We start from the raw sequence: 25,848 nt of genomic DNA on the forward strand, positions 1-25,848 counted from the left end.
CCTCACTCCTCTACGGTCAGATGCGGATGTCGCGCTCGCGCGACAACACCAGCAGTTTTTCCAGGGCCCGCTCGAACTCGAAGCGGCGGATGCTCGCCGCGACGTCGTCGTACCCGTCATTGAAGATACTGCGCAGCAGGCCCGCGCGCTCGCCGACCAGCCGTCCGGCACGGGGGTCGTCGGCGGCCAGCAGGTGGGCCAGACGGCGCACCACCTGCTCGGCCTGCTGGCGCTGTTCCGTCGGCAATTCCTCCCGGGCCTGCGCGGGCGCCGGCTCCGGCGCCTGCAGCAGCGGCGCCGGGGGCGAGCGCAGGATGCGCGACAGGTCGATGGGCCGCGCGTCCTCCACCCGGCCCATGGGCAGGCGGCACCAGAACAGGCTGCCCTGGTCCGGCGCGCTGTCCACCCCGACCTCGCCGCCCATGGCCTCGGCCAGGCGCTTGCAGATCGCCAGGCCCAGGCCGGAGCCGCCGTAGCGGCGGGTGATGGAGTTGTCGGCCTGGCGGAAGGACTCGAACAGCCGTTCCTGCTGCGCCTGGCTGATGCCGATGCCGGTGTCGCGCAGGCCGAAGTACAGCCAGTATTCGTCGCCGGCCTGCATGTCCAGGCGCACCTCCAGCTGCAGCCCGCCGCGCTCGGTGAACTTGAGCGCATTGTTGCCGTAGTTCATCAGGATCTGCCGCAGGCGCAGCGAGTCGCCCACCAGGTGCGAGGGCAGCCGCGGGTCGATGTGGCACTCCAGGCTCAGGCCCTTGCCCGCGGCGCGGATCGCCAGCAGGTCGACCAGCTCGCCGAGCAGGCGCTCCAGGTCGAAGTCCAGGTGCTCGAACTCCAGGCGGCCGGCCTCCACCTTGGACAGGTCGAGGATGTCGCTGATCAGCTCCAGCAGGTACTGGCCCGAGCCCTGGATCTTGCCCAGGTAGTCGCGCTGCTGCGGGTCCAGGGCAGTCTGCTCCAGCAGGTGCGCAAGGCCGATGATGATGTTCAGTGGCGTGCGGATCTCGTGGCTGACGTTGGCCAGGAACTCGCTCTTCAGCCGCGCCGCCTGCTCGGCCAGGTCGCGGGCCTGGGCCAGGGCCTCCTCGGTGGCCTTGCGCGCGGTGATGTCGCGGCTCACCCCGACCAGCCCGAGCAGCCCGCCGTGGTCGTCGTGGAAGGCGCTGCGCAGGGTGTCGAACAGCACCCGCCGGCCGTCCGGGTAGACCACCCAGCCCTCGCTGGCGAACGGCTGGCTGGCCGACAGCGCCTGGCGGTCGCGCTCGCCGCGGCCGGCGCTGGCGGCATCGCTGAACAGCTGGGCGTCGCTGCGGCCGATGACGTCCTCGGCCGGCAGCCCCAGGCATTCGGCGAAGGCGTGGTTGGCGCCCAGGTAGCGGCCCTCGGTGTCCTTGAACCAGATGGGGTCGGGAATGGCGTTGATCAGCGCCAGCAGGGTGCGCCGCTGGCGGTGCTCCTCGGCCTCAGCGCGGGCGCGCTCGGCCACCTGGATCTGCAGGCGGCGGTTCCAGATCAGCACGAAGGTGAGCAGGGCGAAGAAGCCCGCCACGTAGGGCCAGAGCGCCTGCAGCAGTTGCATCCAGTCGAAGGCGTCGATCTGCGGCAGCCAGCGCTGGCGGATGCGCTCCTGCTCGTCGGCGTCGATGCTGGCCAGGGCGCGGTCGAGCAGCGGCACCAGGGGCGCCAGCTCGTGGCGCACGGCGAAGCGCACCTGGCTGTTGTCCAGGCCGCTGTCGCCGCGCACCTCGAGATTGCTCAGGTTGAGCCGGCCGATCAGGTAGTTGGTCGAGATGAGGTTGCCCACGTAGGCGTCCGCGCTCCCGGAGGCCACGGCCTTGAGCGCCTCGGCGGTGTCGTCGACGATGACGAAGGACACCCCCGGCACCGCCGTGCGCAGCAGGTCGTGCACGGCGAAGTCGCGCTCCACGGCGACGCGCTTGCCGGACAGGTCGTCGAGCATCCGCACGCTGCTGTCGCGGCGGGCGAAGATCAGGCTGCTGGTGCTCAGGTAGGGCTGGCTGAAGGCGAGGAACTGCTCGCGCTCGGGCGAGCGCGCCACGGTCGGCAACAGGTCGACCTGGCCGTTGCGCGCCGCCTCGATCACCTGCGCCCAGTCGTCGAAGGTCTGCGTCTGCAGGCTCAGGCCCAGGCGCTGCGCGACCTGGTTCAGGTAGTCGGCGCTGATGCCCTGGAACCCGCCCTGGGCGTCGACCATCTCGAACGGCGGCCAGCCGTCCCGGGAAATGCCCACCCGCAGCGTCGGATGGGCCTCCAGCCAGCTGCGTTCGCGGGGGCTGAGCGTCAGTTCCGCGCCCCACAGCGGCGGGCACAGCAGCACGCAGAGCAACAGGCAGTGGTGAAGGAGTCGGCGGCAGGGCATGGCGGGCTCTCGACGGACCTCCTGCAAGCGTAGCCGGCAGTTTGAAAAGCGATTACGGATTGCCCGCCCGCCGGGTGGCGCCGACAATTTACCCATGTCCCTGGTCCTCCACGGAGAGCACCATGCCCTCACTTCCCGATGATGAACGCTGCTGGCAGGCGGTCTGCGAGCGTGACGCCGGCTTCGACCAGCGTTTCGTGTTTTCCGTTCGCTCCACCGGCGTCTATTGCCGGCCGAGCTGCCCGGCGCGGCGGCCGAGCCGCGCCAACGTGCGCTTCCACGCCGACGCGGCGGCCGCCGAAGCCGCGGGCTTCCGCCCCTGCCGGCGCTGCACGCCCGACGGCGAGAGCCCGGCGCAACGCCTGGACGCCCTGGTCGCCGCCGCCTGCCAGCTGCTGGAGCAGGCCGAGCGCCCGCTGACGATGGAAGAGCTGGCGGCCCGCATCGGCCTCTCGGCCTCGCACCTGGCCCGCGCCTTCAAGGCCCGCACCGGCCTGACGCCCCGGGCCTGGGCCGAGGCCCGCCGCCAGCAACGCCTGGCCGCCGCCCTGCCGCAGGCGCGTTCGGTGCTCGACGCCGCCCTGGAGGCGGGCTACTCCGGCACCCGCGCGCTCTACGAAGCCCCCACCGCGCTGAGCCCGGCACAGCGCCGGCAGAAGGGCGCCGGCACCCGGCTGCGCTACGCCATCGCCCCCTGCCCGCTCGGCCAGGTGCTGCTGGCCGCCAGCCCGCGGGGCGTCTGCGCCCTGCTGTTCGGCGACGAAGCGGGGCAACTGGAGGCGGAACTGCGCCAGCGCTTCGCCGCCGCCGAGCTGCAGCGCGACGACGCCGGCCTGGGCGACTGGCTGGGCCGGGTGCTGCGCCAGCTGGAGCAGCCCGAACGCACCGCCGGCCTGCCCCTGGACCTGCACGGCAGCGCCTTCCAGCTGCGCGTCTGGCACGCCCTGGCGCAGATTCCCAGCGGCCAGACGCGGCGCTACGGCGAACTGGCCGAACAGTTGCACAGCCACCCCCGGGCCATCGCCCGCGCCTGCGCCAGCAACCCGGTGGGGCTGCTGGTGCCGTGCCACCGGGTGGTGGCGGCCGACGGCGGCAGCGGCGGCTACCGCTGGGGCCTGGAACGCAAGCACGAGCTGCTGCGCCGCGAGGGCCGGGCGGCGCGCCAGGACGAGCCCGCCTGAGCCGCCTCCGATCGGCCGGGCCCATGGCAGAGCCTTCTGCTGTGCTATGGTTCGGCCCCTCGAAGGACCGCCTGCAAACCCATGAACCTCTGGAACCTCATCACCCGCTTCGGCGACAGCTCCCTGCTGCTGCCCTGCGCGCTGTTCATCTATGCCTGGCTGCTGCTGCGCCGGGAAAGCCGCAACGCCCACTGCTGGCTGTTGCTGTTCGGCCTCGCAGCCGGCGCCACCCTGGTCTCCAAACTGGCCTTCATGGGCTGGGGCATCGGCATTCCCGCGTGGAACTTCACCGGCCTGTCCGGCCACAGCATGCTGGCCGCCAGCGTCCTGCCGGTGCTCTGCAGCCTGCTGGTGCCCGCCCGATCCACCTGGCGCCTGGCTGCCGCGGCCGGCGGCGCCGTGCTGGCGGTGCTGGTGGGGGTGTCGCGGTTGCAGATCAACGTGCATTCGCCGGCGGAGGTCTATGGCGGGCTGGCTGTCGGCCTGGCCGCCAGCGGCGCCTTCCTCTGCCTGACGCAGCGCCGCCTGCCGTCGCTGTCGCCGCTGCTGCTGGCCATGGTCCTGCTGCTGGCCTCGCTGCAGGGCATGACCGGCGTGCGCGCGCCCACCCACCAGGTGCTGGAACGCATCGCCGCCTACATGGCCGACCGCGACAAGCCGTTCCGGCGCGGCGAGTGGGGTGGCTTCCACCGCCTGGACGCCCGGCAGGCACCGGCGGCCTAGGCCCGTAGGGCGCATGACGCCTACGGCGTTATGCGCCTGATCGCGGACGGAGTCCGCTCCTACGCTGCCCGAGCCATGCCATTCCCCTGTAGGAGCGCGCCCTGCGCGCGATTCGCGGGCAGGGCCCGCTCCTACAACCATGCTTCCCTGGAACTGGAGTGGGCCCAGCCGCGTTCGGAAAACCGAACGCACAAACGGCATCTATCCGGAAGACCGAACGCCGACGTCCTCGACGGCGCGCCATCGCCAGATATAAACCATTAAAAATCAGCAAGTTACTTGAATAGCCAGGGACTGGCACGGTCCCTGCTCTCTAGCTTCCCGTGAGCATGCGGCAGCGCCGCGCTTGCCCGTCGGGCGCCAGGAGGGCCAGCCGCCGGGTACGCCTGCCGCAGGATCGACAACAACCAGAACAAGTCGAGGAAGCATCAATGCGTATCGCACCCCGTGTGCTGGGCGTGGCCATCGTCGCCGCCCTGTTCGCCACTCCGGCCCTTTCCGAGGAACTCACCGGCACCCTGAAGAAGATCAAGGATTCCGGCACCATCGTCCTCGGCCACCGTGACGCCTCCATTCCCTTCTCCTACCTGGCCGACGACCCGCGCCAGCCGGTGGGCTATTCCCACGACCTGCAGCTGAAAGTGGTCGAGGCGGTCAAGCAGCAGCTGGGCATGCCCGACCTCAAGGTGCGCTACAACCTGGTCACCTCGCAGACGCGCATCCCGCTGGTGCAGAACGGCACCGTGGACATCGAGTGCGGCTCCACCACCAACAACCTGGAGCGCCAGAAGCAGGTCGACTTCTCCCTCGGCATCTTCGAGGTGGGCACCCGCCTGCTGACCAAGAAGACAAGCGGCATCAGCGACTTCGCCGACCTCAAGGGCAAGAACGTGGTGACCACCGCCGGCACCACCTCCGAGCGCCTGCTCAAATCGATGAACGCCGAGAAAAAGATGGGCATGAACATCATCTCGGCCAAGGACCACGGCGAGTCCTTCCTGATGCTCGAATCCGGCCGCGCCGTGGCCTTCATGATGGACGACGCGCTGCTCTACGGCGAAATGGCCAAGGCCAAGAAGCCCGACGACTGGACGGTGGTCGGCACCCCGCAGTCCTACGAGATCTACGGCTGCATGGTGCGCAAGGGCGACGAGGGCTTCAAGCAGGTGGTCGACAAGGCCATCGCCGACACCTTCGCCTCCGGGCAGATCAACGACATCTACGCCAAGTGGTTCACCCAGCCGGTGCCGCCCAAGGGCCTGAACCTCGAATTCCCGATGAGCGACACGCTCAAGAAGCTGATCGCCAGTCCCACCGACAAGTCTGCCGAGCAGATGTAAGAACCTGTCTACGATCTGCTGCGCGTCGGCATAACTGCGTTAAAAACAGGCGAGTAATGCTCATTTAGCTATCTAAACTGCGCTTCCTCGCCTGTTTTCGCCTTGTTCTGCTCTAGCTCGCGAGATCGTAAACAGGCTCTAACGGTGGCGCCAGCCCGCGCTCACGAGGCGCGGGCCGGCGGGGAGCGGGAGCGCCGGCGGCGCTCCCGGCCTCCTCTTCCTTTTTTCCTGATCCACCTGCGGAACACGCCCATCACCCACGGGCGCAGGCGCCCGCGCGCCGCGTTCCGACCGTTTCGACGCCCTCACGGGGGCCTTCGAGGGAAACCTGCATGAACTACAACTGGGACTGGAGCGTGTTCTTCAAGTCCACCGGGATCGGCGACGAGATCTACCTGGACTGGTATCTCACCGGCCTGGGCTGGACCATCGCCGTCGCCCTCACCGCCTGGCTGGTCGCCCTGGCGCTGGGCTCGGCGCTGGGCGTGCTGCGCACCGCGCCGAACCGCTGGCTGTCGGCCATCGGCACCGGCTACGTCGAGCTGTTCCGCAACGTGCCGCTGCTGGTGCAGCTGTTCCTCTGGTACTTCCTGGTCCCGGACCTGCTGCCGCAGCCGCTGCAGGACTGGTTCAAGCTCGGCCTGGCGCCGGAAACCTCGGCCTTCATCAGCGTGGTGGTGTGCCTGGGCCTGTTCACCGCGGCGCGGGTGTGCGAACAGGTGCGCACCGGCATCCAGGCCCTGCCCCCCGGGCAGATAGCCGCCGGCCGCGCCATGGGCTTCAGCCTGCCCCAGGTGTACCGCTACGTGCTGCTGCCGCAGGCCTTCCGCATCATCATCCCGCCGCTGACCTCGGAGTTCCTCAACATCTTCAAGAACTCCTCGGTGGCCTCGCTGATCGGCCTGATGGAGCTGCTGGCGCAGACCAAGCAGACCGCCGAATTCAGCGCCAACCTGTTCGAGGCCTTCACCCTGGCGACGCTGATCTACTTCACCCTGAACATGAGCCTGATGCTGTTCATGCGCCTGGTGGAGCGCAAGGTCGCGCTGCCCGGCCTGATTTCCGTGGGGGGCAAGTGATGGATTTCAGCTCGATCGTCCCGGCGCTGCCGGGCCTGTGGGACGGCATGGCCATGACCCTGCAGCTGACCGCCCTGGGCGTGGCCGGCGGCGTGGTGCTGGGGACCCTGCTGGCGCTGATGCGCATGTCCCACAACCGCCTGCTGAGCAACCTGGCGGGCTTCTACGTCAACTACTTCCGCTCCATCCCGCTGCTGCTGGTGATCACCTGGTTCTACCTGGCGGTGCCCTACATCCTGCGCTGGATCACCGGCAGCGACACCCCGGTGGGCGCCTTCACCAGTTGCCTGGTGGCCTTCGTGATGTTCGAGGCGGCGTACTTCTGCGAGATCGTCCGCGCCGGCATCCAGGCCATTCCCAAGGGCCAGATGGGCGCGGCCCAGGCCCTGGGCATGACCTACGGCCAGTGCATGCGGCTGATCATCCTGCCCCAGGCGTTCCGCAAGATGACCCCGCTGCTGCTGCAGCAGAGCATCATCCTGTTCCAGGACACCTCGCTGGTCTACACCGTCGGCCTGATGGACTTCCTCAACGCGGCGCGCTCGCGCGGCGACATCATCGGCCAGCCCCACGAATTCCTGATCTTCGCCGGTCTCGTCTACTTCATCGTCAGCTTCACCGCATCCTTCGCGGTCAAGCGCCTGCAGAAAGGGTTAGCCCTATGATCACCATCCAGAACGTCAACAAGTGGTACGGCGACTTCCAGGTCCTCACCGACTGCAGCACCTCGGTGAGCAAGGGCGAGGTGGTGGTGGTCTGCGGCCCCTCGGGCTCGGGCAAGTCGACGCTGATCAAGTGCGTCAACGCCCTGGAGCCGTTCCAGAAGGGCGACATCGTGGTCGACGGCACCTCCATCGCCGACCCGAAGACCAACCTGCCCAGGCTGCGCTCGCGGGTGGGCATGGTGTTCCAGCACTTCGAGCTGTTCCCGCACCTGACCATCACCGAGAACCTGACCATCGCCCAGGTCAAGGTGCTCGGCCGCGGCAAGGACGAGGCCACCGAGAAGGGCCTGGCGCTGCTCGACCGCGTCGGGCTGAAGGCTCACGCGCACAAGCACCCCGGCCAGCTCTCCGGCGGCCAGCAGCAGCGCGTGGCCATCGCCCGCGCCCTGGCCATGGACCCGATCGTCATGCTGTTCGACGAACCCACCTCGGCGCTGGACCCGGAGATGGTCAACGAGGTGCTCGACGTGATGGTCCAGCTGGCCCAGGAAGGCATGACCATGATGTGCGTGACCCACGAGATGGGCTTCGCCCGCAAGGTGGCCGACCGGGTGATCTTCATGGACCGCGGGCAGATCGTCGAGGACTGCGCCAAGGAGGAATTCTTCGGCGACCTCGAGGCCCGCTCCGAGCGCGCCCGGCAGTTCCTCGCCAAGATCCTCACCCACTGAGAAGCCGACAGGCCTCTCGTAGGAGCGAGCTTGCTCGCGAACGGATTCCGCGGCGGGGCTCGTTCGCGAGCAAGAACTAGGCGTCCCCCTCGCTCCTACGAAGAGCCTCTCCATCGGCTCGGCCCCGGCGCCGGGCTGGCCCGCTTCCGACGACTGTGATGCAATGCCCGCCCAGCCATTGACCCTGCCACCGCCGACCGTGAAGCCCAGCCTCGTGCGCAACCTGCTGCTGCCGATCCCGCTGATCCTGCTGATGCTCGGCTTCGGCTATGGCGGCTACCTGGTCAGCGCCGGCGCCGGCACCCGCGCCCTGGTCGCCAGCGGCGAACGCCAGCTGGAGCTGCACGCACGCGGGGTGGAAAGCGAGATCAGCCGCTACACCTACCTGCCCAGCCTGCTGGAGCTGGAGAGCGGCGTCACCCGCCTGCTGCTGGAGCCCACGCCCTATCGCCGCGACCAGGTCAACACCTACCTGGAAGGCCTCAACCGCCGCGCCGGCAGCCGCGCCATCTACCTGCTGGACACCTCCGGCCGGGTGCTGGCCACCAGCAACTGGCAGGACGCCGACAGCTACCTGGGCGAGGACCTGTCCTTCCGCGCCTACTTCCAGGACGCCGTGCAGGGCCGCCCGGGGCGCTTCTACGGCATCGGCAGCACCGTCGGCGAGCCCGGCTACTACCTGGCCCACGGCCTGGTGCACGGCGGGCGCATCGTCGGCGTGGCGGTGGTCAAGGTGAAGATGGAGGCCCTGGAGGAGCGCTGGGAGAAGGCCCAGCTGCAGGCCTTCGTCAGCGACGAGAACGGCATCGTCATCCTTTCCAGCAACCCGCAGCTGCGCCTGAAGGCGGTGCGCCCGCTCAGCGCCGCGGACAAGGAGCGCCTGGCGCGCAGCCTGCAATACTACTGGTGGGCGCTCAACGAATGGCAGCCCAGCTCGCGCCGCGCCCTGGGCGAGGGCGTGGAGGAAATCGGCTTCCGCGACCACGACGCCAACGGCGCGGCCCACGCCGAGCACCTGTACCTCAAGCAGACCCGCCGCCTGGGCGACACGCCCTGGGACTTCACCCTGCTCAGCCCGCTGCGGGACGTGCGCCGCGAGGCCATGATCCACGGCGCCCTGGCCGCGGTGGGCTTCGCCCTGCTGGCGTTCCTGCTGATCGCCTGGAACGAGCGGCGCAAGGTCCTGGCCACCCGCCTGGCGGCCCGCGAGGCGCTGCAACAGGCGAACAACGAACTGGAGCGGCGCATCGCCGAGCGCACCGCCGACCTGCGCGCCAGCAACCAGCATCTGCGCGAGCAGATCCGCGAGCGCCGCCAGGCCGAGGACACCCTGCGCAAGGCCCAGGACCGCCTGGTCCAGGCCGGCAAGCTGGCGGTGATCGGGCAGATGTCCACCAGCATCGCCCACGAGCTGAACCAGCCGCTGGCGGCGCTGCGCACCCTCTCCGGCAACACCGTGCGTTTCCTCCAGCGCGGCGCCCTGGACACCGCCAGCAGCAACCTGGAGGCCATCAACGAGATGGTCGACCGCATGGGCCGCATCACCGCCAGCCTGCGCGCCTTCGCCCGGCGCGCCGACGACCACGGCCAGGCGCGCCTGGGCAAGGCGGTGGACGCCGCGCTGCGGGTGCTGCAGGTGCGCCTGAAGGACTGCCCGCTGGTGCTGCACCGCGAATTCGACGACGCCTGCCTGGGCATCGACCAGACGCGCCTGGAGCAGATACTGGTCAACCTCGTCGCCAACGCCCTGGACGCCATGAGCGGCCAGGCCGACCGCCAGCTCTGGCTCAGCGGCCGCAGCGAGGGCGCGCAGTACCTGCTGACGGTGCGCGACAACGGCCCGGGCATCCCGCCGGATGCCCGCGAGCACCTGTTCGAACCCTTCTTCACCACCAAGCCCGGCGAGCACGGCCTGGGCCTGGGCCTGACGCTCTCGGCCAGCCTCGCCACCGCCGCCGGCGGCAGCCTGGGCGTGGCCCACCCGGAGGCCGGCGGCACCGCCTTCGAACTCAGCCTGCCCCTGCTGCCCACTCAGGAACCCACGCCATGAGCGACGAAAAACTCCGCGTACTGGTGGTCGAGGACGACCCCCACGTGCTGCTCGGCTGCCAGCAGGCCCTGGCCCTGGAAGACATCGACAGCGACGGCGTGGCCAGCGCCGAGGAAGCGCTGCGGCGCGTGGGCGCCGACTTCCCCGGCATCGTCGTCAGCGACATCCGCCTGCCCGGCATGGACGGCCTGCAACTGCTGGCCCGGCTGCGCGAGAAGGACGCCCAATTGCCGGTGGTGCTGATCACCGGCCACGGCGACATCGCCATGGCCGTGCAGGCCATGCGCGACGGCGCCTACGACTTCATGGAAAAGCCCTTCGCCCCCGAGCGCCTGGTGGACGTGGCGCGGCGCGCCCTGGAACGCCGCCGGCTCAGCCGCGAGATCGGCCAGCTGCGCCGCCAGCTGGCCGGGCGCCAGGCCCTGGAAGCCCGGCTGATCGGCCGCTCGCCGGCGATGCAGGCGCTGCGCGAGCTGATCGCCAACGTCGCCGACACCTCGGCCAACGTGCTCATCGAGGGCGAGACCGGCACCGGCAAGGAACTGGTCGCCCGCTGCCTGCACGACTACAGCCGGCGCCAGCCCAAGGCCTTCGTCGCGCTGAACTGCGGCGGCCTGCCGGAGAGCCTGATCGACAGCGAGATCTTCGGCCACGAGGCCCACGCCTTCACCGGCGCCGGCAAGCGGCGCATCGGCAAGATCGAGCACGCCGACGGCGGCAGCCTGTTCCTCGACGAGATCGAGAGCATGCCGCTGAACCTGCAGATCAAGCTGCTGCGCGTGCTGCAGGAACACCAGCTGGAGCGCCTGGGCTCCAACCAGCTGATCCCGGTGGATTGCCGGGTGATAGCCGCGACCAAGTCGGACCTGGCCGCCATGGGCCGCGAAGGCGGCTTCCGCAGCGACCTCTACTACCGCCTCAACGTCATCACCCTGCAACTGCCGCCGCTGCGCGAGAGGCGCGAGGACATCCTGATGCTCTTCGAGCACTTCCTGCAGCAGTCCTCGCTGCGCTTCGACCGCCCGGCGCCGGCCATCGACAACGCCACCGCCGCCAGCCTCATGGCCCACGACTGGCCGGGCAACGTGCGCGAACTGCGCAACGTCGCCGAACGCTTCGCCCTCGGCCTGCCGGTGCTGGCCGCCAGCGGCCTCGGCCCGGACGCCAGCGAACCGCGCTTCGCCGAAGCCGTGGAAGCCTTCGAACGCAGCCTGCTGCAGGCCGCCCTGGAACGCCACGCCGGCAACCTGAGCCAGGCCGCCGCGGCCCTGGGCATGGCCAAGACCACGCTGTTCGACAAGGTGAAGAAGTACGGGTTGGCGTAGGGCGGAAACCAGCGAATCGCGGACGGAGTCCGCTCCTACGGTTTCAGGGAAGCACGGGCGTAGGAGCAACTGTCTTGCAGGCTGCGCCGCCTCTTTCCAACCCGTAGGGCGCATAACGCCTACGGCGTTATCCGCCGCGGCCGTCGGGCACCGGCGTTCCGGCCGGCGGCGGATAACCGCGAACGGTTATTCGCCCTACGGTCGAGCACGGACGTAGGAGCAACTGTCTTGTGGCCCGCGCCGAGATGCTCTTTGTAGGAGCGAGCTTGCTCGCGAACCGCATGGCACCGTCTTTGTTCGCGAGCAAGCTCGCTCCTACGAGAAGCCATGCTCGCCTGCAACGTAGGAGCGGACTCTGTCCGCGATTGCCCGCCCCATCGCACCGAACCGCCCATCGGCACAACCCATCCTACGGGGTGTCATATTTGCCGGAAGGTGTAGGAGAGGCTCCTTACCCCGAGCGCACCTCTTCCAGCAATTCGGGATGGCGGTCGAGCACCTTGAGCAGCTTGACCAGCGCCAACGGCGGGCGCGTCTTGCCATTCTCGTAGCGGGAGAACGCGTTCACGCCGCCACCGAAGATCTCCGCGGCCTCGCGCTGGTCCAGCGCCAGCTTCTTGCGCACGGCGGCAATGAACCCCGGATCGACCATCGAAGCGTTCACCCGCTTGTTGAAGGCCAGCATCTGGGCACTCACCCGCGCCGACTCGTCGGCGTCCAGCACCGCCTCGCCACAGGCCGGGCAGAACTCACCGCGCACAGCTGTTATCAGGGTGCTCTCCCCCTTGTAGGCATAGGGAAGGTCGCGGGTCTCGTGGAGCAGTTCGGCTCCACCGCAGAGGGGACATTTCATGCTCATAGCTCCTTGAAGGACACGACAAGCACATCGTCTATGACGGTCAACTTCAGATAGATCCGACCCACGGCGGTCGAAGGTCGGTAGACGTCCTGCCAGACACGATGATCGGCGTGAGTCGTCATGCTCTTGTGGAAATCACGGGGCGCCAGGGCCTCGATGACCGCCAGCATGTCGGCGAAGTCCAACCCCAGCGCCGCGCCGCCGGAGAGCGCGGAATAGGTCGCGCGAACCCTGCCCCGGGCAAGCAGCGACTTGACTCGGTCGAGACGGCAATGAGGCGTCGATTTCTCCATCGAGCAAGGCTAGACAAACCCTGACCATTTAGCAACTTGGTTAATTCCAGCCTGCCGCATTGCACTCCCACGCAAGCTCCGGGACACTACCCGCCTTCCCCATCGCCGCCCCGCCGGAGCCACCCCATGTCCGCCAAATCCGAAGCCTTCTGGAACCAGCTCTGCGCCGACGCCGGCGTCGATCCGCAGCGGCGCCTGGCCGCACGCCAGGCCATCCTGGCCGACGCGAAGGCGGTGGATGCCTGCTTCTACCGCCCCGACGACAACGACCCGGACGCCGAGGAACTGGACCTGGGCGACGCCAGGGTGCTCATTCTCGGCCCCTTCGAGGCGCCCGCCGACTGGGACGCCGCCGAGCGCGAGGCGTTCTTCGAGGATGCCGACCCGGCGGCCTTCTTCAGCGCCCTGGTGGAGTGCGAGGCCGAGCCCGGCAGCAAGGCCTTCTTCGTCCCGGAGATCGGTGATTTCGTCGCCGTGATGCCGAGCCCGGACAAGGTGCAGATGTACTTCCTGCACGACTGGCACGAAGAGGAAGATGGCTGCCATTGCGTGCTGGTGCGTGATGACGAAGGTCTCTGAGCCGACACGCAACCCAGGCTTTTTCCTACAGAAGCAGCGGTGAATCTCCACTAGGCCGGGCGCCGGGCCGAACCTACAGTTGCGGGCTCATTGCACCCAGCGGCGCCCGCCATGCCCCACGATCACGACAGCCTGCCGGTGGAACTCGAAACCCACCTGCCCAACCACGCCCCGCGCATCCTGCGCGGGCGCATCAGCCTGAACGACTACCACGACCTGCTGCTGGGCGACACGCCCGCCCTGGTGCGCCTGACGGACCTGCATGGCCAGGGCGACCTGTTCATCCGCGGGGTGAACATCCGCTGGGTGGTCCGCACCGACGACAGCGACGCAGCCGCCTAGGCGCCGCGCCTAAACGTGCCCGGGCGCGGGCCTGGCTGAACCGAAGCTGAATATCGCCACGATTCACAAGCGCCCGGGGAACCGGGCGCCGTGGCGTCAGTCACAGAGGAATCTTCGGCAACTTCCTACGCAGCCTTCGGCAGCAGCGCCGTGCGAGAGCCCACCATGCAACCGGATCAAGACACCCTCTGGGTCGAACTGGAAACCCTGGACAACGCCCAGCGCCCGCACCGCCTGCGCGGGCGCATGCAACTGCGCGACTACTTCGACCTGCTGGCCGGCTGCGCCCCCAGCCTGGTGCGCCTGGACGACTGCCGCGCCGACCGCCGCGGGCCGGTGGCCGACCTGTTCATCCGCAGCGTGCACATCCTGCGGGTGATGGCCCTGGGCCCGGTGCCAGCCTGAGGCCGCCTCAGTCGGCCATCCCCTTGTAGACATAGGTCATCGGCCGCGGCCCCGGCAGGTACTCGCGGCTCAGCTCGCGCACCTGGAAGCCGCCGGCCGCGATCAGCGCCGGGATGTCGCGGTCCAGGTGGCAGCCGCCGGCCAGGGGCTTCCAGATCGGCGTCAGGCGGTGCTGCCAGGCGCGCACGCCGGCGTCCGGCGCCAGGCCGTGCTCGCAGAAGAGGAACTCGCCGCCCGGCTTGAGCACCCGGCGCATCTCCCGCAGCGCCGCCAGCACGTCCGGGATGCTGCAGAGGGTGAAGGTGCAGACGACGGAGTCGAAGCTGCCGGCATCGGCGCGAATCTGCCCCAGTTCCAGCGCCACCATCTCCACCGGGATGCCGATGCCCGCCGCGCGCTTGCGCGCCAGGCCCTGCATCTGCGCCGCCGGGTCGACGCCGACGATTGTCGACACTTTCCCCGCATCGTAGAAACCCAGGTTCAGCCCGGTGCCGATGCCGATCTCCAGCACCCGGCCGCGGGCCCGCGGCACCAGCAGCGAGCGCTGCTTCATCACCTGGCCCATGCCGCAGGCGCAGTCGATCAGCCGTGGCAGCAGGTAGCGGTCGTAGACACCCATCGTCTTCCCCCCTTGCGGTTTTGCCCAGCCTAGCGCAGTGCAGGCCGCGCCGCGCGGGGCTTTTCGGCCATCCGCAGGATTCCCTGGACGCTTTGCGCATAACCCGGCCGCCCATTAGACGATTGTCGACAATCCCCTTGACCGGACAAATATTCGAGGTTAGTTTTCGCCGCACCCGATGTGGATTGTCGACACCATGAACGAATCCCTGCTCCTTCCCAGCGACGTCGAAGGCGACGGCGAGACCCTCTCGGAACACGTGTTCCGCAAGATCCAGTCGGCCATCGTCAAGGGCGATATCGCCCCGGGCAGCAAGATCTCCGAGCCGGAGCTGGCGCGCACCTACGGCATCAGCCGCGGCCCGCTGCGCGAGGCGATCCACCGCCTGGAAGGGCAGAAGCTGCTGGTGCGCGTGCCCCACGTCGGCGCGCGGGTGGTGTCGCTGAGCCACGCCGAGCTGATCGAGCTGTACGAGATCCGCGAATCCCTGGAAGGCATGGCCTGCCGCCTGGCCGCCGAACGCATGAGCCAGGCCGAGATCGACGAGCTGCGCCGGGTGCTCGACACCCACGAGCGCGACGAGGCCTTCCAGGCCGGGCGCGGCTACTACCAGCAGGAAGGCGACTACGACTTCCACTACCGGATCATCCAGGGCAGCGGCAACCGCACCCTCACCCGCATGCTCTGCGGCGAGCTGTACCAACTGGTGCGCATGTACCGGCTGCAGTTCTCCGCCACGCCGAACCGGCCGCGCCAGGCCTTCGCCGAGCACCACCGCATTCTCGATGCCATCGCCGACCGTGACGGCGAACTGGCCGAACTGCTGATGCGCCGTCACATCGGCGCCTCCAAGCGCAACATCGAGCGTCACTACCTGGACGCCCAAGCCAAGACAGCCAACGAACGAGGTGAGTCATGAGTCTGCTTTCCCCCGGCCAGCGTTTCCGTACCGCCCTTGCCGAAGAGAAACCGCTGCAGGTGATCGGTGCGATCAACGCCAACCACGCCCTGCTCGCCAAGCGCGCCGGCTTCAAGGCCATCTACCTCTCCGGCGGCGGCGTCGCCGCCGGCTCCCTGGGCCTGCCGGACCTGGGGATAAACACCCTGGACGACGTGCTCACCGACGTGCGCCGCATCACCGACGTCTGCGACCTGCCGCTGCTGGTGGACATCGACACCGGCTTCGGCCCCAGCGCCTTCAACATCGAGCGCACGGTCAAGAGCCTGATCAAGGCCGGCGCCGCCGCCGCGCACATCGAGGACCAGGTCGGCGCCAAGCGCTGCGGCCACCGTCCGGGCAAGGAAATCGTCTCCACCGAGGAAATGGCCGACCGCGTGAAGGCCGCCGCCGACGCCAGGACCGATCCGAACTTCTTCCTCATCGCCCGTACCGACGCCATCCAGGCCGAGGGTGTGGACGCCGCCATCGAGCGCTGCCTGCGCTACGTGGAAGCCGGTGCCGACGGCATCTTCGCCGAGGCCGCCTACGACCTGCCGACCTACCAGCGCTTCGTCGAGGCCCTGGGCGTGCCGGTGCTGGCCAACATCACCGAGTTCGGCGCCACCCCGCTGTTCACCCGCGACGAGCTGGCCTCGGTCGGCGTGGCCATCCAGCTCTACCCGCTGTCGGCCTTCCGCGCCGCCAACAAGGCCGCCGAGGCGGTGTACACCGCGATCCGCCAGCAGGGCCATCAGAAAGACGTCATCGACCTGATGCAGACTCGTGCGGAGCTGTACGACCGCATCGGCTACCACGCCTTCGAGCAGAAGCTCGACGCGCTGTTCGCGGCGAACAAGAAGTAAAGCGGCTTCAGGCGGCAGGCTATAGGCTGCAGGACAAAGCGCCCGGCCTGCCGCCACCGACTCGAAATGCCAGGCCGCAGTGCCTGCGGAACAAGAACAAGCAACCGGATTCGTGAGGAGAGATACGATGAGCGCTACCGCCGAAACCACCACCGGCTTCAAGCCGAAGAAATCCGTGGCCCTGAGCGGCACCGCCGCCGGCAACACCGCCCTGTGCACCGTCGGCCGCACCGGCAACGACCTGCACTACCGTGGCTATGACGTGCTCGACTTCGCCAATCGCTGCGAATTCGAGGAAATCGCCCACCTGCTGGTCCACGGCAAGCTGCCGAACGTGGCCGAGCTGGCCGGCTACAAGGCCAGGCTGAAGGCCCTGCGCGGCCTGCCGGCGGGCGTCAAGGCCGCCCTGGAAACCCTGCCGCCCTCGGCCCACCCGATGGACGTGATGCGCACCGCCGTCTCCGTGCTGGGCTGCCTGTCGCCCGAGAAGGACGACCACAACCACCCCGGCGCCCGCGACATCGCCGACAAGCTGATGGCCTCCCTCGGCTCGGCGCTGCTGTACTGGTACCACTACAGCCACAACGGCAAGCGCATCGACGTGGAGACCGACGACGACTCCATCGGCGGCCACTTCCTGCACCTGCTGCACGGCGAGAAGCCGCGCGAGTCCTGGGTGCGCGCCATGCACACCTCGCTGAACCTGTACGCCGAGCACGAGTTCAACGCCTCCACCTTCACCTCGCGCGTCATCGCCGGCACCGGCTCGGACATGTACTCCTGCATCGCCGGCGCCATCGGCGCCCTGCGCGGCCCGAAACACGGCGGCGCCAACGAGGTGGCCTTCGAGATCCAGAAGCGCTACGACAACCCGGACGAGGCGGAAGCCGACATCCGCGCCCGCGTCGAGAAGAAGGAAGTGGTGATCGGCTTCGGCCACCCGGTCTACACCGTGTCCGACCCGCGCAACAAGGTGATCAAGGAAGTCGCCCGGCAGCTCTCCGAGGAGCAGAAGAACAGCAAGATGTTCGACATCGCCGAGCGCCTGGAAAGCGTGATGTGGGAAATCAAGAAGATGTTCCCCAACCTCGACTGGTTCAGCGCCGTCAGCTACCACATGATGGGCGTGCCCACCGCCATGTTCACCCCGCTGTTCGTGATCGCCCGCACCGCCGGCTGGTCCGCCCACGTCATCGAGCAGCGCATCGACGGCAAGATCATCCGCCCGAGCGCCAACTACACCGGTCCCGAGGACCTGAAGTTCGTGCCGCTCAAGGATCGCCCCTGAACAATGGTGAATAGCCTCATGAACAGCCAATACCGTAAAAGCCTGCCCGGCACACAACTGGACTACTTCGATGCCCGCGCGGCCGTCGAAGAGATCCAGGCTGGTGCCTGGGACAAACTCCCGTACACCTCGCGCGTGCTGGCCGAGCAACTGGTGCGCCGCTGCGAGCCGGAACTGCTGACTGCCGCGCTGGAACAACTGATCTACCGCAAGCGCGACCTCGACTTCCCCTGGTACCCGGCGCGCGTGGTCTGCCACGACATCCTCGGCCAGACCGCGCTGGTCGACCTGGCCGGCCTGCGCGACGCCATCGCCGACCAGGGCGGCGACCCGTCCAAGGTCAACCCGGTGGTGCCGACGCAACTGATCGTCGACCACTCCCTGGCCGTGGAAGCCCCCGGCTTCGACCCCGAGGCCTTCGAGAAGAACCGCGCCATCGAGGACCGTCGCAACGAGGACCGCTTCCACTTCATCGAGTGGACCAAGACCGCGTTCAAGAACGTCGACGTGATCCCCGCCGGCAACGGCATCATGCACCAGATCAACCTGGAGAAGATGAGCCCGGTGATCCAGGCGCGCGGCGGCGTGGCCTTCCCCGACACCTGTGTCGGCACCGACTCGCACACCCCGCACGTGGACGCCCTGGGGGTGATCGCCATCGGCGTCGGCGGCCTGGAAGCCGAGACCGTGATGCTCGGCCACCCGTCGATGATGCGCCTGCCCGACATCGTCGGCGTCGAGCTGACCGGCAAGCGCCAGCCCGGCATCACCGCCACCGACATCGTCCTGGCGTTGACCGAGTTCCTGCGCAAGGAGCGCGTGGTGGGGGCCTACGTCGAGTTCTTCGGCGAAGGCGCCGACAGCCTGACCATCGGCGACCGCGCGACCATCTCCAACATGTGCCCGGAATACGGCGCCACCGCCGCGATGTTCTACATCGACGGCCAGACCATCGACTACCTCAAGCTCACCGGCCGCGAGCCGGAGCAGGTGGCGCTGGTGGAGAACTACGCGAAGACCCTCGGCCTGTGGGCCGACGCCCTGAAGACCGCCGAGTACGAGCGCGTGCTCAGCTTCGACCTGGGCAGCGTGGTGCGCAACATGGCCGGCCCGTCCAACCCGCACCGCCGCCTGCCGACCTCGGCGCTGGCCGAGCGCGGCATCGCCGACGAGGCCAAGCTGGAGTCCGGCCGCGATGAAGAAGCCCATGGCCTGATGCCCGACGGCGCGGTGATCATCGCCGCCATCACCAGCTGCACCAACACCTCCAACCCGCGCAACGTGGTCGCCGCCGGCCTGCTGGCGAAGAAGGCCAACGCGCTGGGCCTGGTGCGCAAGCCCTGGGTGAAGACCTCCTTCGCGCCGGGTTCCAAGGTCGCCAGGCTGTACCTGGAAGAGGCCGGCCTGCTGACCGAGCTGGAGAAACTCGGCTTCGGCATCGTCGCCTACGCCTGCACTACCTGCAACGGCATGTCCGGGGCGCTGGAGCCGAAGATCCAGCAGGAAATCATCGACCGCGACCTGTACGCCACCGCCGTGCTCTCGGGCAACCGCAACTTCGACGGGCGCATCCACCCCTACGCCAAGCAGGCCTTCCTCGCCTCGCCGCCGCTGGTGGTGGCCTACGCCATCGCCGGCACCGTGCGCTTCGACATCGAGCAGGACCCGCTGGGCACCGACGCCAACGGCAACCCCATCACCCTGAAGGACCTGTGGCCGTCCGACGAAGAGATCGATGCCATCGTCGCCAGCAGCGTGAAGCCGGAACAGTTCCGCCAGGTGTACATCCCGATGTTCGACCTGGGCAGCGTGAAGGAAGCCGACAGCCCGCTGTACGACTGGCGCCCGATGTCCACCTACATCCGCCGCCCGCCGTACTGGGAAGGCGCGCTGGCCGGCGAGCGCACGCTCAAGGGCATGCTGCCGCTGGCGATCCTGCCGGACAACATCACCACCGACCACCTGTCGCCGTCCAACGCCATCCTGATGAACTCGGCCGCTGGTGAGTACCTGCACAAGATGGGCCTGCCGGAGGAGGACTTCAACTCCTACGCCACCCACCGCGGCGACCACCTGACCGCGCAGCGCGCCACCTTCGCCAACCCGCAACTGGTCAACGAGATGGCCGTGGTCGATGGCCAGGTGAAGAAGGGCTCGCTGGCCCGCGTGGAGCCCGAAGGCAAGGTGATGCGCATGTGGGAAGCCATCGAGACCTACATGAACCGCAAGCAGAACCTGATCATCGTCGCCGGCGCCGACTACGGCCAGGGCTCGTCCCGCGACTGGGCGGCCAAGGGCGTGCGCCTGGCCGGGGTGGAAGTGATCGTGGCCGAGGGCTTCGAGCGCATCCACCGCACCAACCTGGTGGGCATGGGCGTGCTGCCGGTGGAGTTCAAGCCGGGCACCACGCGCCTGACCCTGGGCCTGGACGGCACCGAGACCTACGACATCGAAGGTGAACTGTCGCCGCGCTGCGACCTGACCCTGGTGGTCAACCGGCGCAACGGTGAAGTGGTCCGGGTACCGGTGACCTGCCGCCTCGACACCGCCGCCGACGTCAGCGTGTACAAGGCCGGCGGCGTGCTGCAGCGCTTCGCCAAGGACTTCCTCGAGTCGTCCGCGGCGTGATGTAACGGCTCCGGCCCGCACGAGCGGCGGGCCGGCACCAATCCTGTAGGAGCGAGCTTGCTCGCGACCCCATCCCCGCTGCGGGGCCGTTCGCGAGCAAGCTCGCTCCTACGAAAAGCCCACAGGACCTGACCCATGCCCCACGTACCCCAAGTGAAAATCCCCGCCACCTACATCCGCGGCGGCACCAGCAAGGGCGTGTTCTTCCGCCTGCAGGACCTGCCCGAGCGTTGCCAGGTGCCGGGGGAAGCGCGCGACAAGCTGTTCATGCGCGTGATCGGCAGCCCCGACCCGTATTCGGCGCACATCGACGGCATGGGCGGCGCCACCTCCAGCACCAGCAAGTGCGTGATCCTGTCGAAAAGCAGCCAGCCCGGCCACGACGTGGACTACCTCTACGGCCAGGTCTCCATCGACAAGGCCTTCGTCGACTGGAGCGGCAACTGCGGCAACCTCTCCACCGCCGCCGGCGCCTTCGCCATCCACGCCGGCCTGGTCGATCCGGCGCGCATCCCGGACAACGGCACCTGCGTGGTGCGCATCTGGCAGGCCAACATCCACAAGACCATCATCGCCCACGTGCCGGTGACCAGCGGCCAGGTCCAGGAGACCGGCGACTTCGAGCTGGACGGGGTGACCTTCCCCGCCGCCGAGATCGTGCTGGAGTTCCTCGACCCCTCCGACGACGGCGAGGAAGGCGGCTCCATGTTCCCCACCGGCAACCTGGTGGACGACCTGGAAGTGCCCGGCGTCGGCACCTTCAAGGCGACCATGATCAGCGCCGGCATCCCCACCGTGTTCGTCAACGCCGAGGACATCGGCTACCAGGGCACCGAACTGCGCGAGGACATCAACTCCGATCCCGAGCAACTGGCGCGCTTCGAGCAGATCCGCATCGCCGGCGCCCTGCGCATGGGCCTGATCAAGACACCGGAAGAGGCGGCCACCCGCCAGCACACGCCGAAGATCGCCTTCGTCTCCCCGCCCAAGGACTACCGCACCTCCAGCGGCAAGCAGGTGCAGGCCGGCGACGTCGACCTGCTGGTGCGCGCGCTGTCCATGGGCAAGCTGCACCATGCCATGATGGGCACCGCCGCCGTGGCCATCGGCACCGCCGCCGCCGTGCCGGGCACCCTGGTGAACCTGGCCGCCGGTGGCGGCGAGCGCACCGCCGTACGCTTCGGCCACCCCTCCGGCACCCTGCGCGTGGGCGCCGAGGCCAAACGGGTGGACGGCGAATGGACCGTGACCAAGGCCATCATGAGCCGCAGCGCGCGCATCCTCATGGAAGGCTGGGTGCGGGTGCCGGGCGACGCCTTCTGAGCGTAGGGCGGATAACGTTCCACGTTATCCGCCGTTTGACCTTGGTTTCAGGCGCGTACCGGGTTTGGCCACGGAGCGCCTGTTTCAAGGCACTCCGGGCTCGGCCGAGGAGCAGGGCACGAGGTCGGTGTAGCGGCGTATAACCGCGAACGGTTATACGCCCTACGTCCGTGATGGCTCCGTTGCCAAGGGTATCCGCCTCCAGCGTCTAGACTCTCCCGGATTACCGCGAAGGAGCACGCCATGAGCACCAACGCCGATCCGAACACCCGCCCCGACTACGACGTCGTCCTGCAGCAGATCGCCGACTACGTCCTGACCTACCGCGTCGACTCCGCCGAGGCCCGTGACACCGCGCGGCTGTGCCTGATGGACAGCCTGGCCTGCGCCCTGCTGGCCCTGCGCTTCCCCGAATGCACCAAGCTGCTCGGCCCCCAGGTGGACGGCACGGTGGTGCCCCACGGCTCGCGGGTGCCGGGCACGCGCTTCTGCCTGGACCCGGTCAAGGCCGCCTGGGACATAGGCGCGCTGGTGCGCTGGCTGGACTACAACGACACCTGGCTGGCCGCCGAATGGGGCCACCCGTCGGACAACCTCGGCGCCATCCTCGCCATCGCCGACCACCTGGCGCAGTTGGCCCAGGCCAGGGGCGAGCCGCCGCCGAGCATGGGCGACGTGCTGGAATCCATGGTCCTGGCCCACGAGATCCAGGGCGTGTTCGCCCTGGAGAACGCCTTCAACCGCGTCGGCCTGGACCACGTGTTCCTGGTCAAGCTGGCCTCCACGGCCGTGAGCGCGCGGCTGCTCGGCGCCGACCGCGAGCAGCTGCTTTGCGCCCTCTCCCACGCCTGCGTCGACGGCCAGGCGCTGCGCACCTACCGCCACGCGCCCAACGCCGGTTCGCGCAAGTCCTGGGCCGCCGGCGACGCCAGCAGCCGCGGCCTGCGCCTGGCGGACATCGCCCTGCGCGGCGAGATGGGCATCCCCGGCGTGCTCAGCGCGCCGCAATGGGGCTTCTACGACGTGCTGTTCAGCCACACCAACAAGGACCTGGCGCTCAAGCCCGACGACCAGCGCCGGTTCCGCCTGCCGCAGCCCTTCGCCAGCTACGTGATGGAGAACGTGCTGTTCAAGATCAGCTTCCCCGCCGAGTTCCACGCGCAGACCGCCGTGGAAGCCGCGGTGCAGTTGCACCCGCTGGTGCGCAACCGCATCAGCGAGATCACCCGCATCGTCATCGCCACCCAGGAATCGGCGATCCGCATCATCTCCAAGACCGGCCCGCTGGCCAACGCCGCCGACCGCGACCACTGCATCCAGTACATGGTCGCCGTGCCGCTGATCTACGGCACCCTGGAAGCGGAACACTACGAGGACGCCTTCCACGCCGCGCACCCGCTGATCGACCGCCTGCGCGAGAAGATGGAGGTGGTGGAGGATGTGCGCTACAGCCGCGAGTACCTGGAGGCGGACAAGCGCAGCATCGCCAACGCCGTGCAGGTGTTCTTCAGCGACGGCAGCAGCACGCCGAAGATCGAGGTGGAATACCCGGTGGGCCACCGCCGCCGGCGCGCCGAAGGCATTCCGCTGCTGGAAGCCAAGTTCCGCAACGCCCTGGCCACCCGCTTCGCCCCGCAGCGCTGCGCGCGGATAGCCGCGCTGTGCAACGACCCGGCGCAGCTGGAGGCCACGCCGGTGCACAGGTTCATGGACTTGCTGGTGATCTGAAGCGCTCTTGCAGGAGCGCGCCCTGCGCTCGAATCGCGGGCAGGGCCCGCTCCTACAGGTTGCCGTGAGGCATGGCATTCTCTCCCCGTAGGAGCGGACCTTGTCCGCGATAGCCGGAACCAACGGCGCGATTCGCGGATGAGATCCGCTCCTACGGGGCAGCCACAACGCTCAGGCCAGCAGATCCCCCTGCAGCTGCTCCAGCAGCACCTGGATGCGCGCCAGGCGCACCGTGGGGTCGTCCATCTCCAGCAGCACCTGCTTCTGCTCCGGCTCGAAGGGCAGCAGGTAGGCCAGTTGGCAGGCCAGCTCCTGCTGGCCACTGACCTCGCCGCCCATCTCCAGGGTGGCGACCATCGGGTGCAGCGACAAGGCGCCGAGCAGCGCCGCCAGGTCGTCGTGCTCCTCGGTCAGCGGCTGGTCGGGCAGCTCCTCCAGCCAGGCCACGTCGGCTACCAGCAACTGGTCCGGCTGCACCTGCGTATCCAGCACGCGGAAGCGCCGGCCACCCTCGACGCGGATGCCCAGCAGGCCGTTGGGCAGCTGCTGCCAGTCGCGGATCAGCGCCTCGCAGCCGACCTTGCCGAACGCCTCGGGGGCCTCGCCCACCTCGCGGCCTTCGACGATGGACACCACGCCGAAGCCGCCGCCCTGCTTCATGCAGCGGCCGATCATGTCCAGGTAGCGCGCCTCGAAGATCTGCAGGTCCAGGCGGCAGCCGGGGAACAGCACGGTGTTGAGGGGGAAGAGCGGCAACTTCATGTGAATCTTCCTGCTTCAGGCGATCAAGGCTACCGCCAACGGTAGCAGCACTGCGGTGGCCACGCCCATCAGGCTCATCGCCAGGGCGGCGAAGGCGCCACATTCCTCGCCCTCCTGCAGGGCCCGGGAAGTGCCCACGGCATGGGCGGTCATGCCCAGCGCCATGCCCTGGGCGGCCGGGTGGCGCACGCCGATGCGGCGCAGCAGCTCCGGGCCGAGGATGGCGCCGAGCACCCCGGTGATCAGCACGAACACCGCCGCCAGCGCCGCCACGCCGCCGATCTGGTTGGCCACCAGCATGGCGATGGGCGAGGTCACCGACTTCGGCGCCAGGCTCATCAGCAGCTCGCCGCGCAGGCCGAACAGCCAGCCCAGGCCGATGCCGGCCACGGTGGCCAGCAGGCCGGCCACCAGCAGGGTCGCCAGGGTCGGCCAGAACAACTGGCGGATGCGCCTGAGGTTGAGGAACAGCGGCACCGCCAGGGCCACGGTGGCCGGGCCGAGCAGCACGGTCAGCACGCTGACCCCGGCGCTGTAGGCCTGGTAGTCGATGCCGGTGCCCAGCAGCACCAGGATCACCATGGCCATGGACACCAGCACCGGCTGCAGGAACACCCAGCGCGTGCGCTCGTAGCCGGCCAGCGCCAGCTGGTAGGCCGCCAGGGTGATGCCGATGCAGAACAGCGGGTGGTGGATGACCGCCTGCCAGGCGCCTTGCCAGTCAAGCATCGCGGGCCTCCTTGCGGCCGCGCTGGCGGTCGATCAGCTTCTGCATCAGCCAGCCGGCGAACAGGAACGAGCCCAGCAGGGACAGCGCCAGGGCCCCGGCCAGCGGCCAGAAGTCCGCCAGCAGCTGGCGGCCGTAGACCATCACCCCCACCGCCGGCGGCACCAGCAGCAGCGGCAGGTAGCGCAGCAGCGAGGACGCCGCCTCGGTGATCGGCTCGCCCACCTCGCCGCGCACCAGCAGGAACGCCAGCAGCAGCACCAGCCCAATGATGGGGCCGGGGATCATCGGCAGGATGAGAACATTCAGGCCGGTGCCCAGCAGTTGGAACAGCACCAGCCAGGTCAGGCCGCGAAGCAGCATGGCAACCTCCTGTGAAAAAGCCCGACATTATGCCCAAGTACGCCCGGCCTATGGCACGGCATTCGCTTCAAGCATAGGTGCGCAGCCGCCATCCACCTGTGCCATGCTGCATCGCACGCCGAAAACAACAACACGCGTTCGCGGAGGAAAACATGCCGTTCGTTCCCGTCAGCACCCTCAAGGATTACATTGGCAAGGACCTGGGCCATTCCGACTGGCTCACCGTCGACCAGAACCGCATCAACCAGTTCGCCGAGTGCACCGAGGACCACCAGTTCATCCACGTGGACCCGGAGAAGGCGAAGAAGACCCCGTTCGGCGGCACCATCGCCCACGGCTTCCTCTCCCTGTCGCTGATTCCCAAGCTCTGCGAAGGCCTGCTGGTGCTCCCGGAGAACCCGAAGATGGTGGTCAACTACGGCCTGGACAGCGTGCGCTTCATCCAGCCGGTGCCGGTGGACTCGCGGGTGCGCCTGCAGGTGACCATTCTCGACGTCACCGAGAAGAACCCCGGGCAGTGGCTGATCAAGGCGCGCTGCACCCTGGAGATCGAGGGCCTGCCCAAGCCGGCCTACATCGCCGAGTCCCTGAGCCTGGCCTTCGTCTGACGCCGGCCCCCGGCCTCCCACAAAAAAGCCCGCGCCCGCGGGCTTTTTTG

General features: G+C 68.6%; 25 protein-coding genes. 18 read left to right on the plus strand and 7 right to left on the minus strand.

The genetic code is table 11. The features are described 5' to 3' along the window. Positions 1–16 precede the first annotated feature (16 nt). Positions 17–2,377, minus strand: coding sequence for an ATP-binding protein (locus CHC02_RS01035; protein WP_089389656.1), 2,361 nt, complete (start codon positions 2,375–2,377; stop codon positions 17–19). Positions 2,378–2,499: 122 nt separating this feature from the next. On the opposite strand from CHC02_RS01035, the gene ada reads away from it, so the two are divergent. From ada to aauR, 8 genes are all read left to right on the plus strand, one after another. Beyond that, entirely contained in the window at positions 2,500–3,558 is a 1,059-nt protein-coding gene (gene ada, locus CHC02_RS01040) for a bifunctional DNA-binding transcriptional regulator/O6-methylguanine-DNA methyltransferase Ada (protein WP_089389657.1), read from the plus strand. A gap of 81 nt (positions 3,559–3,639) precedes the next feature. Beyond that, positions 3,640–4,281 carry a phosphatase PAP2 family protein gene (locus CHC02_RS01045; RefSeq protein WP_089389658.1) on the plus strand — a complete coding sequence of 214 codons (642 nt, stop codon included), beginning with the start codon at positions 3,640–3,642 and terminating at the stop codon, positions 4,279–4,281. Between the two features lie 431 nt (positions 4,282–4,712). After that, complete coding sequence (locus CHC02_RS01050; RefSeq protein WP_089389659.1) at positions 4,713–5,621, plus strand: glutamate/aspartate ABC transporter substrate-binding protein; 909 nt, start codon at positions 4,713–4,715, stop codon at positions 5,619–5,621. A 332-nt stretch (positions 5,622–5,953) separates the two neighbouring features. Beyond that, complete coding sequence (locus CHC02_RS01055; protein WP_089389660.1) at positions 5,954–6,700, plus strand: amino acid ABC transporter permease; 747 nt, start codon at positions 5,954–5,956, stop codon at positions 6,698–6,700. Then, positions 6,697–7,365, plus strand: a complete 669-nt coding sequence (locus tag CHC02_RS01060; RefSeq protein WP_176450303.1) for an amino acid ABC transporter permease — start codon at positions 6,697–6,699, stop codon at positions 7,363–7,365. Before CHC02_RS01055 ends, CHC02_RS01060 begins: the two co-directional genes overlap by 4 nt. Next, a complete protein-coding gene (locus tag CHC02_RS01065; RefSeq protein WP_089389662.1) occupies positions 7,362–8,096 on the plus strand; it encodes an amino acid ABC transporter ATP-binding protein in 735 nt (244 codons plus the stop codon). The genes CHC02_RS01060 and CHC02_RS01065 overlap by 4 nt, the downstream gene beginning before the upstream one ends. 163 nt (positions 8,097–8,259) lie before the next feature. After that, positions 8,260–10,146, plus strand: coding sequence for a sensor histidine kinase (locus tag CHC02_RS01070; protein ID WP_089389663.1), 1,887 nt, complete (start codon positions 8,260–8,262; stop codon positions 10,144–10,146). After that, positions 10,143–11,471, plus strand: a complete 1,329-nt coding sequence (gene aauR / locus CHC02_RS01075) for a two-component response regulator AauR (RefSeq protein WP_089389664.1) — start codon at positions 10,143–10,145, stop codon at positions 11,469–11,471. Before CHC02_RS01070 ends, aauR begins: the two co-directional genes overlap by 4 nt. A gap of 451 nt (positions 11,472–11,922) precedes the next feature. Here the strand turns inward: aauR and CHC02_RS01080 are convergent, their stop codons facing one another. Together CHC02_RS01080 and CHC02_RS01085 are read right to left on the minus strand one after the other, a co-directional pair. Next, a complete protein-coding gene (locus tag CHC02_RS01080; RefSeq protein WP_089389665.1) occupies positions 11,923–12,324 on the minus strand; it encodes a type II toxin-antitoxin system MqsA family antitoxin in 402 nt (133 codons plus the stop codon). Between the two features lie 2 nt (positions 12,325–12,326). Beyond that, complete coding sequence (locus tag CHC02_RS01085; RefSeq protein ID WP_089389666.1) at positions 12,327–12,623, minus strand: type II toxin-antitoxin system MqsR family toxin; 297 nt, start codon at positions 12,621–12,623, stop codon at positions 12,327–12,329. Between the two features lie 126 nt (positions 12,624–12,749). On the opposite strand from CHC02_RS01085, the gene CHC02_RS01090 reads away from it, so the two are divergent. The 3 genes from CHC02_RS01090 (at position 12,750) to CHC02_RS01100 (ending at position 13,949) form a co-directional block, all read left to right on the plus strand. After that, positions 12,750–13,202: a hypothetical protein gene (locus CHC02_RS01090; RefSeq protein WP_089389667.1), complete on the plus strand. Its 453-nt coding sequence runs from the start codon at positions 12,750–12,752 to the stop codon at positions 13,200–13,202. 111 nt (positions 13,203–13,313) lie between these two features. Continuing rightward, entirely contained in the window at positions 13,314–13,544 is a 231-nt protein-coding gene (locus CHC02_RS01095; protein ID WP_089389668.1) for a hypothetical protein, read from the plus strand. A 165-nt stretch (positions 13,545–13,709) separates the two neighbouring features. After that, positions 13,710–13,949, plus strand: coding sequence for a hypothetical protein (locus tag CHC02_RS01100; protein WP_009615991.1), 240 nt, complete (start codon positions 13,710–13,712; stop codon positions 13,947–13,949). Between the two features lie 7 nt (positions 13,950–13,956). Here the strand turns inward: CHC02_RS01100 and CHC02_RS01105 are convergent, their stop codons facing one another. Then, on the minus strand, positions 13,957–14,568 hold the full coding sequence (locus tag CHC02_RS01105; RefSeq protein ID WP_089389669.1) for a class I SAM-dependent methyltransferase: 612 nt from the start codon (positions 14,566–14,568) through the stop codon (positions 13,957–13,959). Between the two features lie 196 nt (positions 14,569–14,764). Here CHC02_RS01105 and CHC02_RS01110 point away from each other — a divergent pair, with 196 nt between their 5' ends. From CHC02_RS01110 to prpD, 6 genes are all read left to right on the plus strand, one after another. Further along, positions 14,765–15,487: a GntR family transcriptional regulator gene (locus CHC02_RS01110; protein WP_089389670.1), complete on the plus strand. Its 723-nt coding sequence runs from the start codon at positions 14,765–14,767 to the stop codon at positions 15,485–15,487. Beyond that, the gene (gene prpB / locus CHC02_RS01115; RefSeq protein WP_089389671.1) at positions 15,484–16,371 is read left to right on the plus strand and encodes a methylisocitrate lyase; all 888 of its coding nucleotides are present in this window, start codon (positions 15,484–15,486) and stop codon (positions 16,369–16,371) included. The genes CHC02_RS01110 and prpB overlap by 4 nt, the downstream gene beginning before the upstream one ends. 127 nt (positions 16,372–16,498) lie before the next feature. Then, positions 16,499–17,659: a bifunctional 2-methylcitrate synthase/citrate synthase gene (gene prpC / locus CHC02_RS01120; protein WP_089389672.1), complete on the plus strand. Its 1,161-nt coding sequence runs from the start codon at positions 16,499–16,501 to the stop codon at positions 17,657–17,659. Positions 17,660–17,677: 18 nt separating this feature from the next. Further along, positions 17,678–20,287: a Fe/S-dependent 2-methylisocitrate dehydratase AcnD gene (gene acnD, locus CHC02_RS01125; protein ID WP_089389673.1), complete on the plus strand. Its 2,610-nt coding sequence runs from the start codon at positions 17,678–17,680 to the stop codon at positions 20,285–20,287. A gap of 135 nt (positions 20,288–20,422) precedes the next feature. Then, complete coding sequence (prpF, locus tag CHC02_RS01130) at positions 20,423–21,610, plus strand: 2-methylaconitate cis-trans isomerase PrpF (RefSeq protein ID WP_089389674.1); 1,188 nt, start codon at positions 20,423–20,425, stop codon at positions 21,608–21,610. A gap of 243 nt (positions 21,611–21,853) precedes the next feature. Beyond that, a complete protein-coding gene (prpD, locus tag CHC02_RS01135; RefSeq protein ID WP_089389675.1) occupies positions 21,854–23,338 on the plus strand; it encodes a 2-methylcitrate dehydratase in 1,485 nt (494 codons plus the stop codon). Positions 23,339–23,509: 171 nt separating this feature from the next. Here prpD and CHC02_RS01140 read toward each other — a convergent pair whose 3' ends face one another. The 3 genes from CHC02_RS01140 to CHC02_RS01150 are packed head-to-tail and all read right to left on the minus strand — an operon-like array spanning position 23,510 to position 25,190. Then, a complete protein-coding gene (locus CHC02_RS01140; protein WP_089389676.1) occupies positions 23,510–24,100 on the minus strand; it encodes an LON peptidase substrate-binding domain-containing protein in 591 nt (196 codons plus the stop codon). A 15-nt stretch (positions 24,101–24,115) separates the two neighbouring features. After that, on the minus strand, positions 24,116–24,829 hold the full coding sequence (locus tag CHC02_RS01145; protein WP_089389677.1) for an LrgB family protein: 714 nt from the start codon (positions 24,827–24,829) through the stop codon (positions 24,116–24,118). Next, the gene (locus CHC02_RS01150) at positions 24,822–25,190 is read right to left on the minus strand and encodes a CidA/LrgA family protein (protein ID WP_089389678.1); all 369 of its coding nucleotides are present in this window, start codon (positions 25,188–25,190) and stop codon (positions 24,822–24,824) included. Before CHC02_RS01150 ends, CHC02_RS01145 begins: the two co-directional genes overlap by 8 nt. 152 nt (positions 25,191–25,342) lie before the next feature. Here CHC02_RS01150 and CHC02_RS01155 point away from each other — a divergent pair, with 152 nt between their 5' ends. Next, positions 25,343–25,798, plus strand: a complete 456-nt coding sequence (locus tag CHC02_RS01155) for a MaoC family dehydratase (RefSeq protein ID WP_089389679.1) — start codon at positions 25,343–25,345, stop codon at positions 25,796–25,798. Positions 25,799–25,848 lie beyond the last annotated feature (50 nt).

The organism is Pseudomonas delhiensis, assembly GCF_900187975.1.
Classification (GTDB): Bacteria; Pseudomonadota; Gammaproteobacteria; order Pseudomonadales; family Pseudomonadaceae; genus Pseudomonas; species Pseudomonas delhiensis.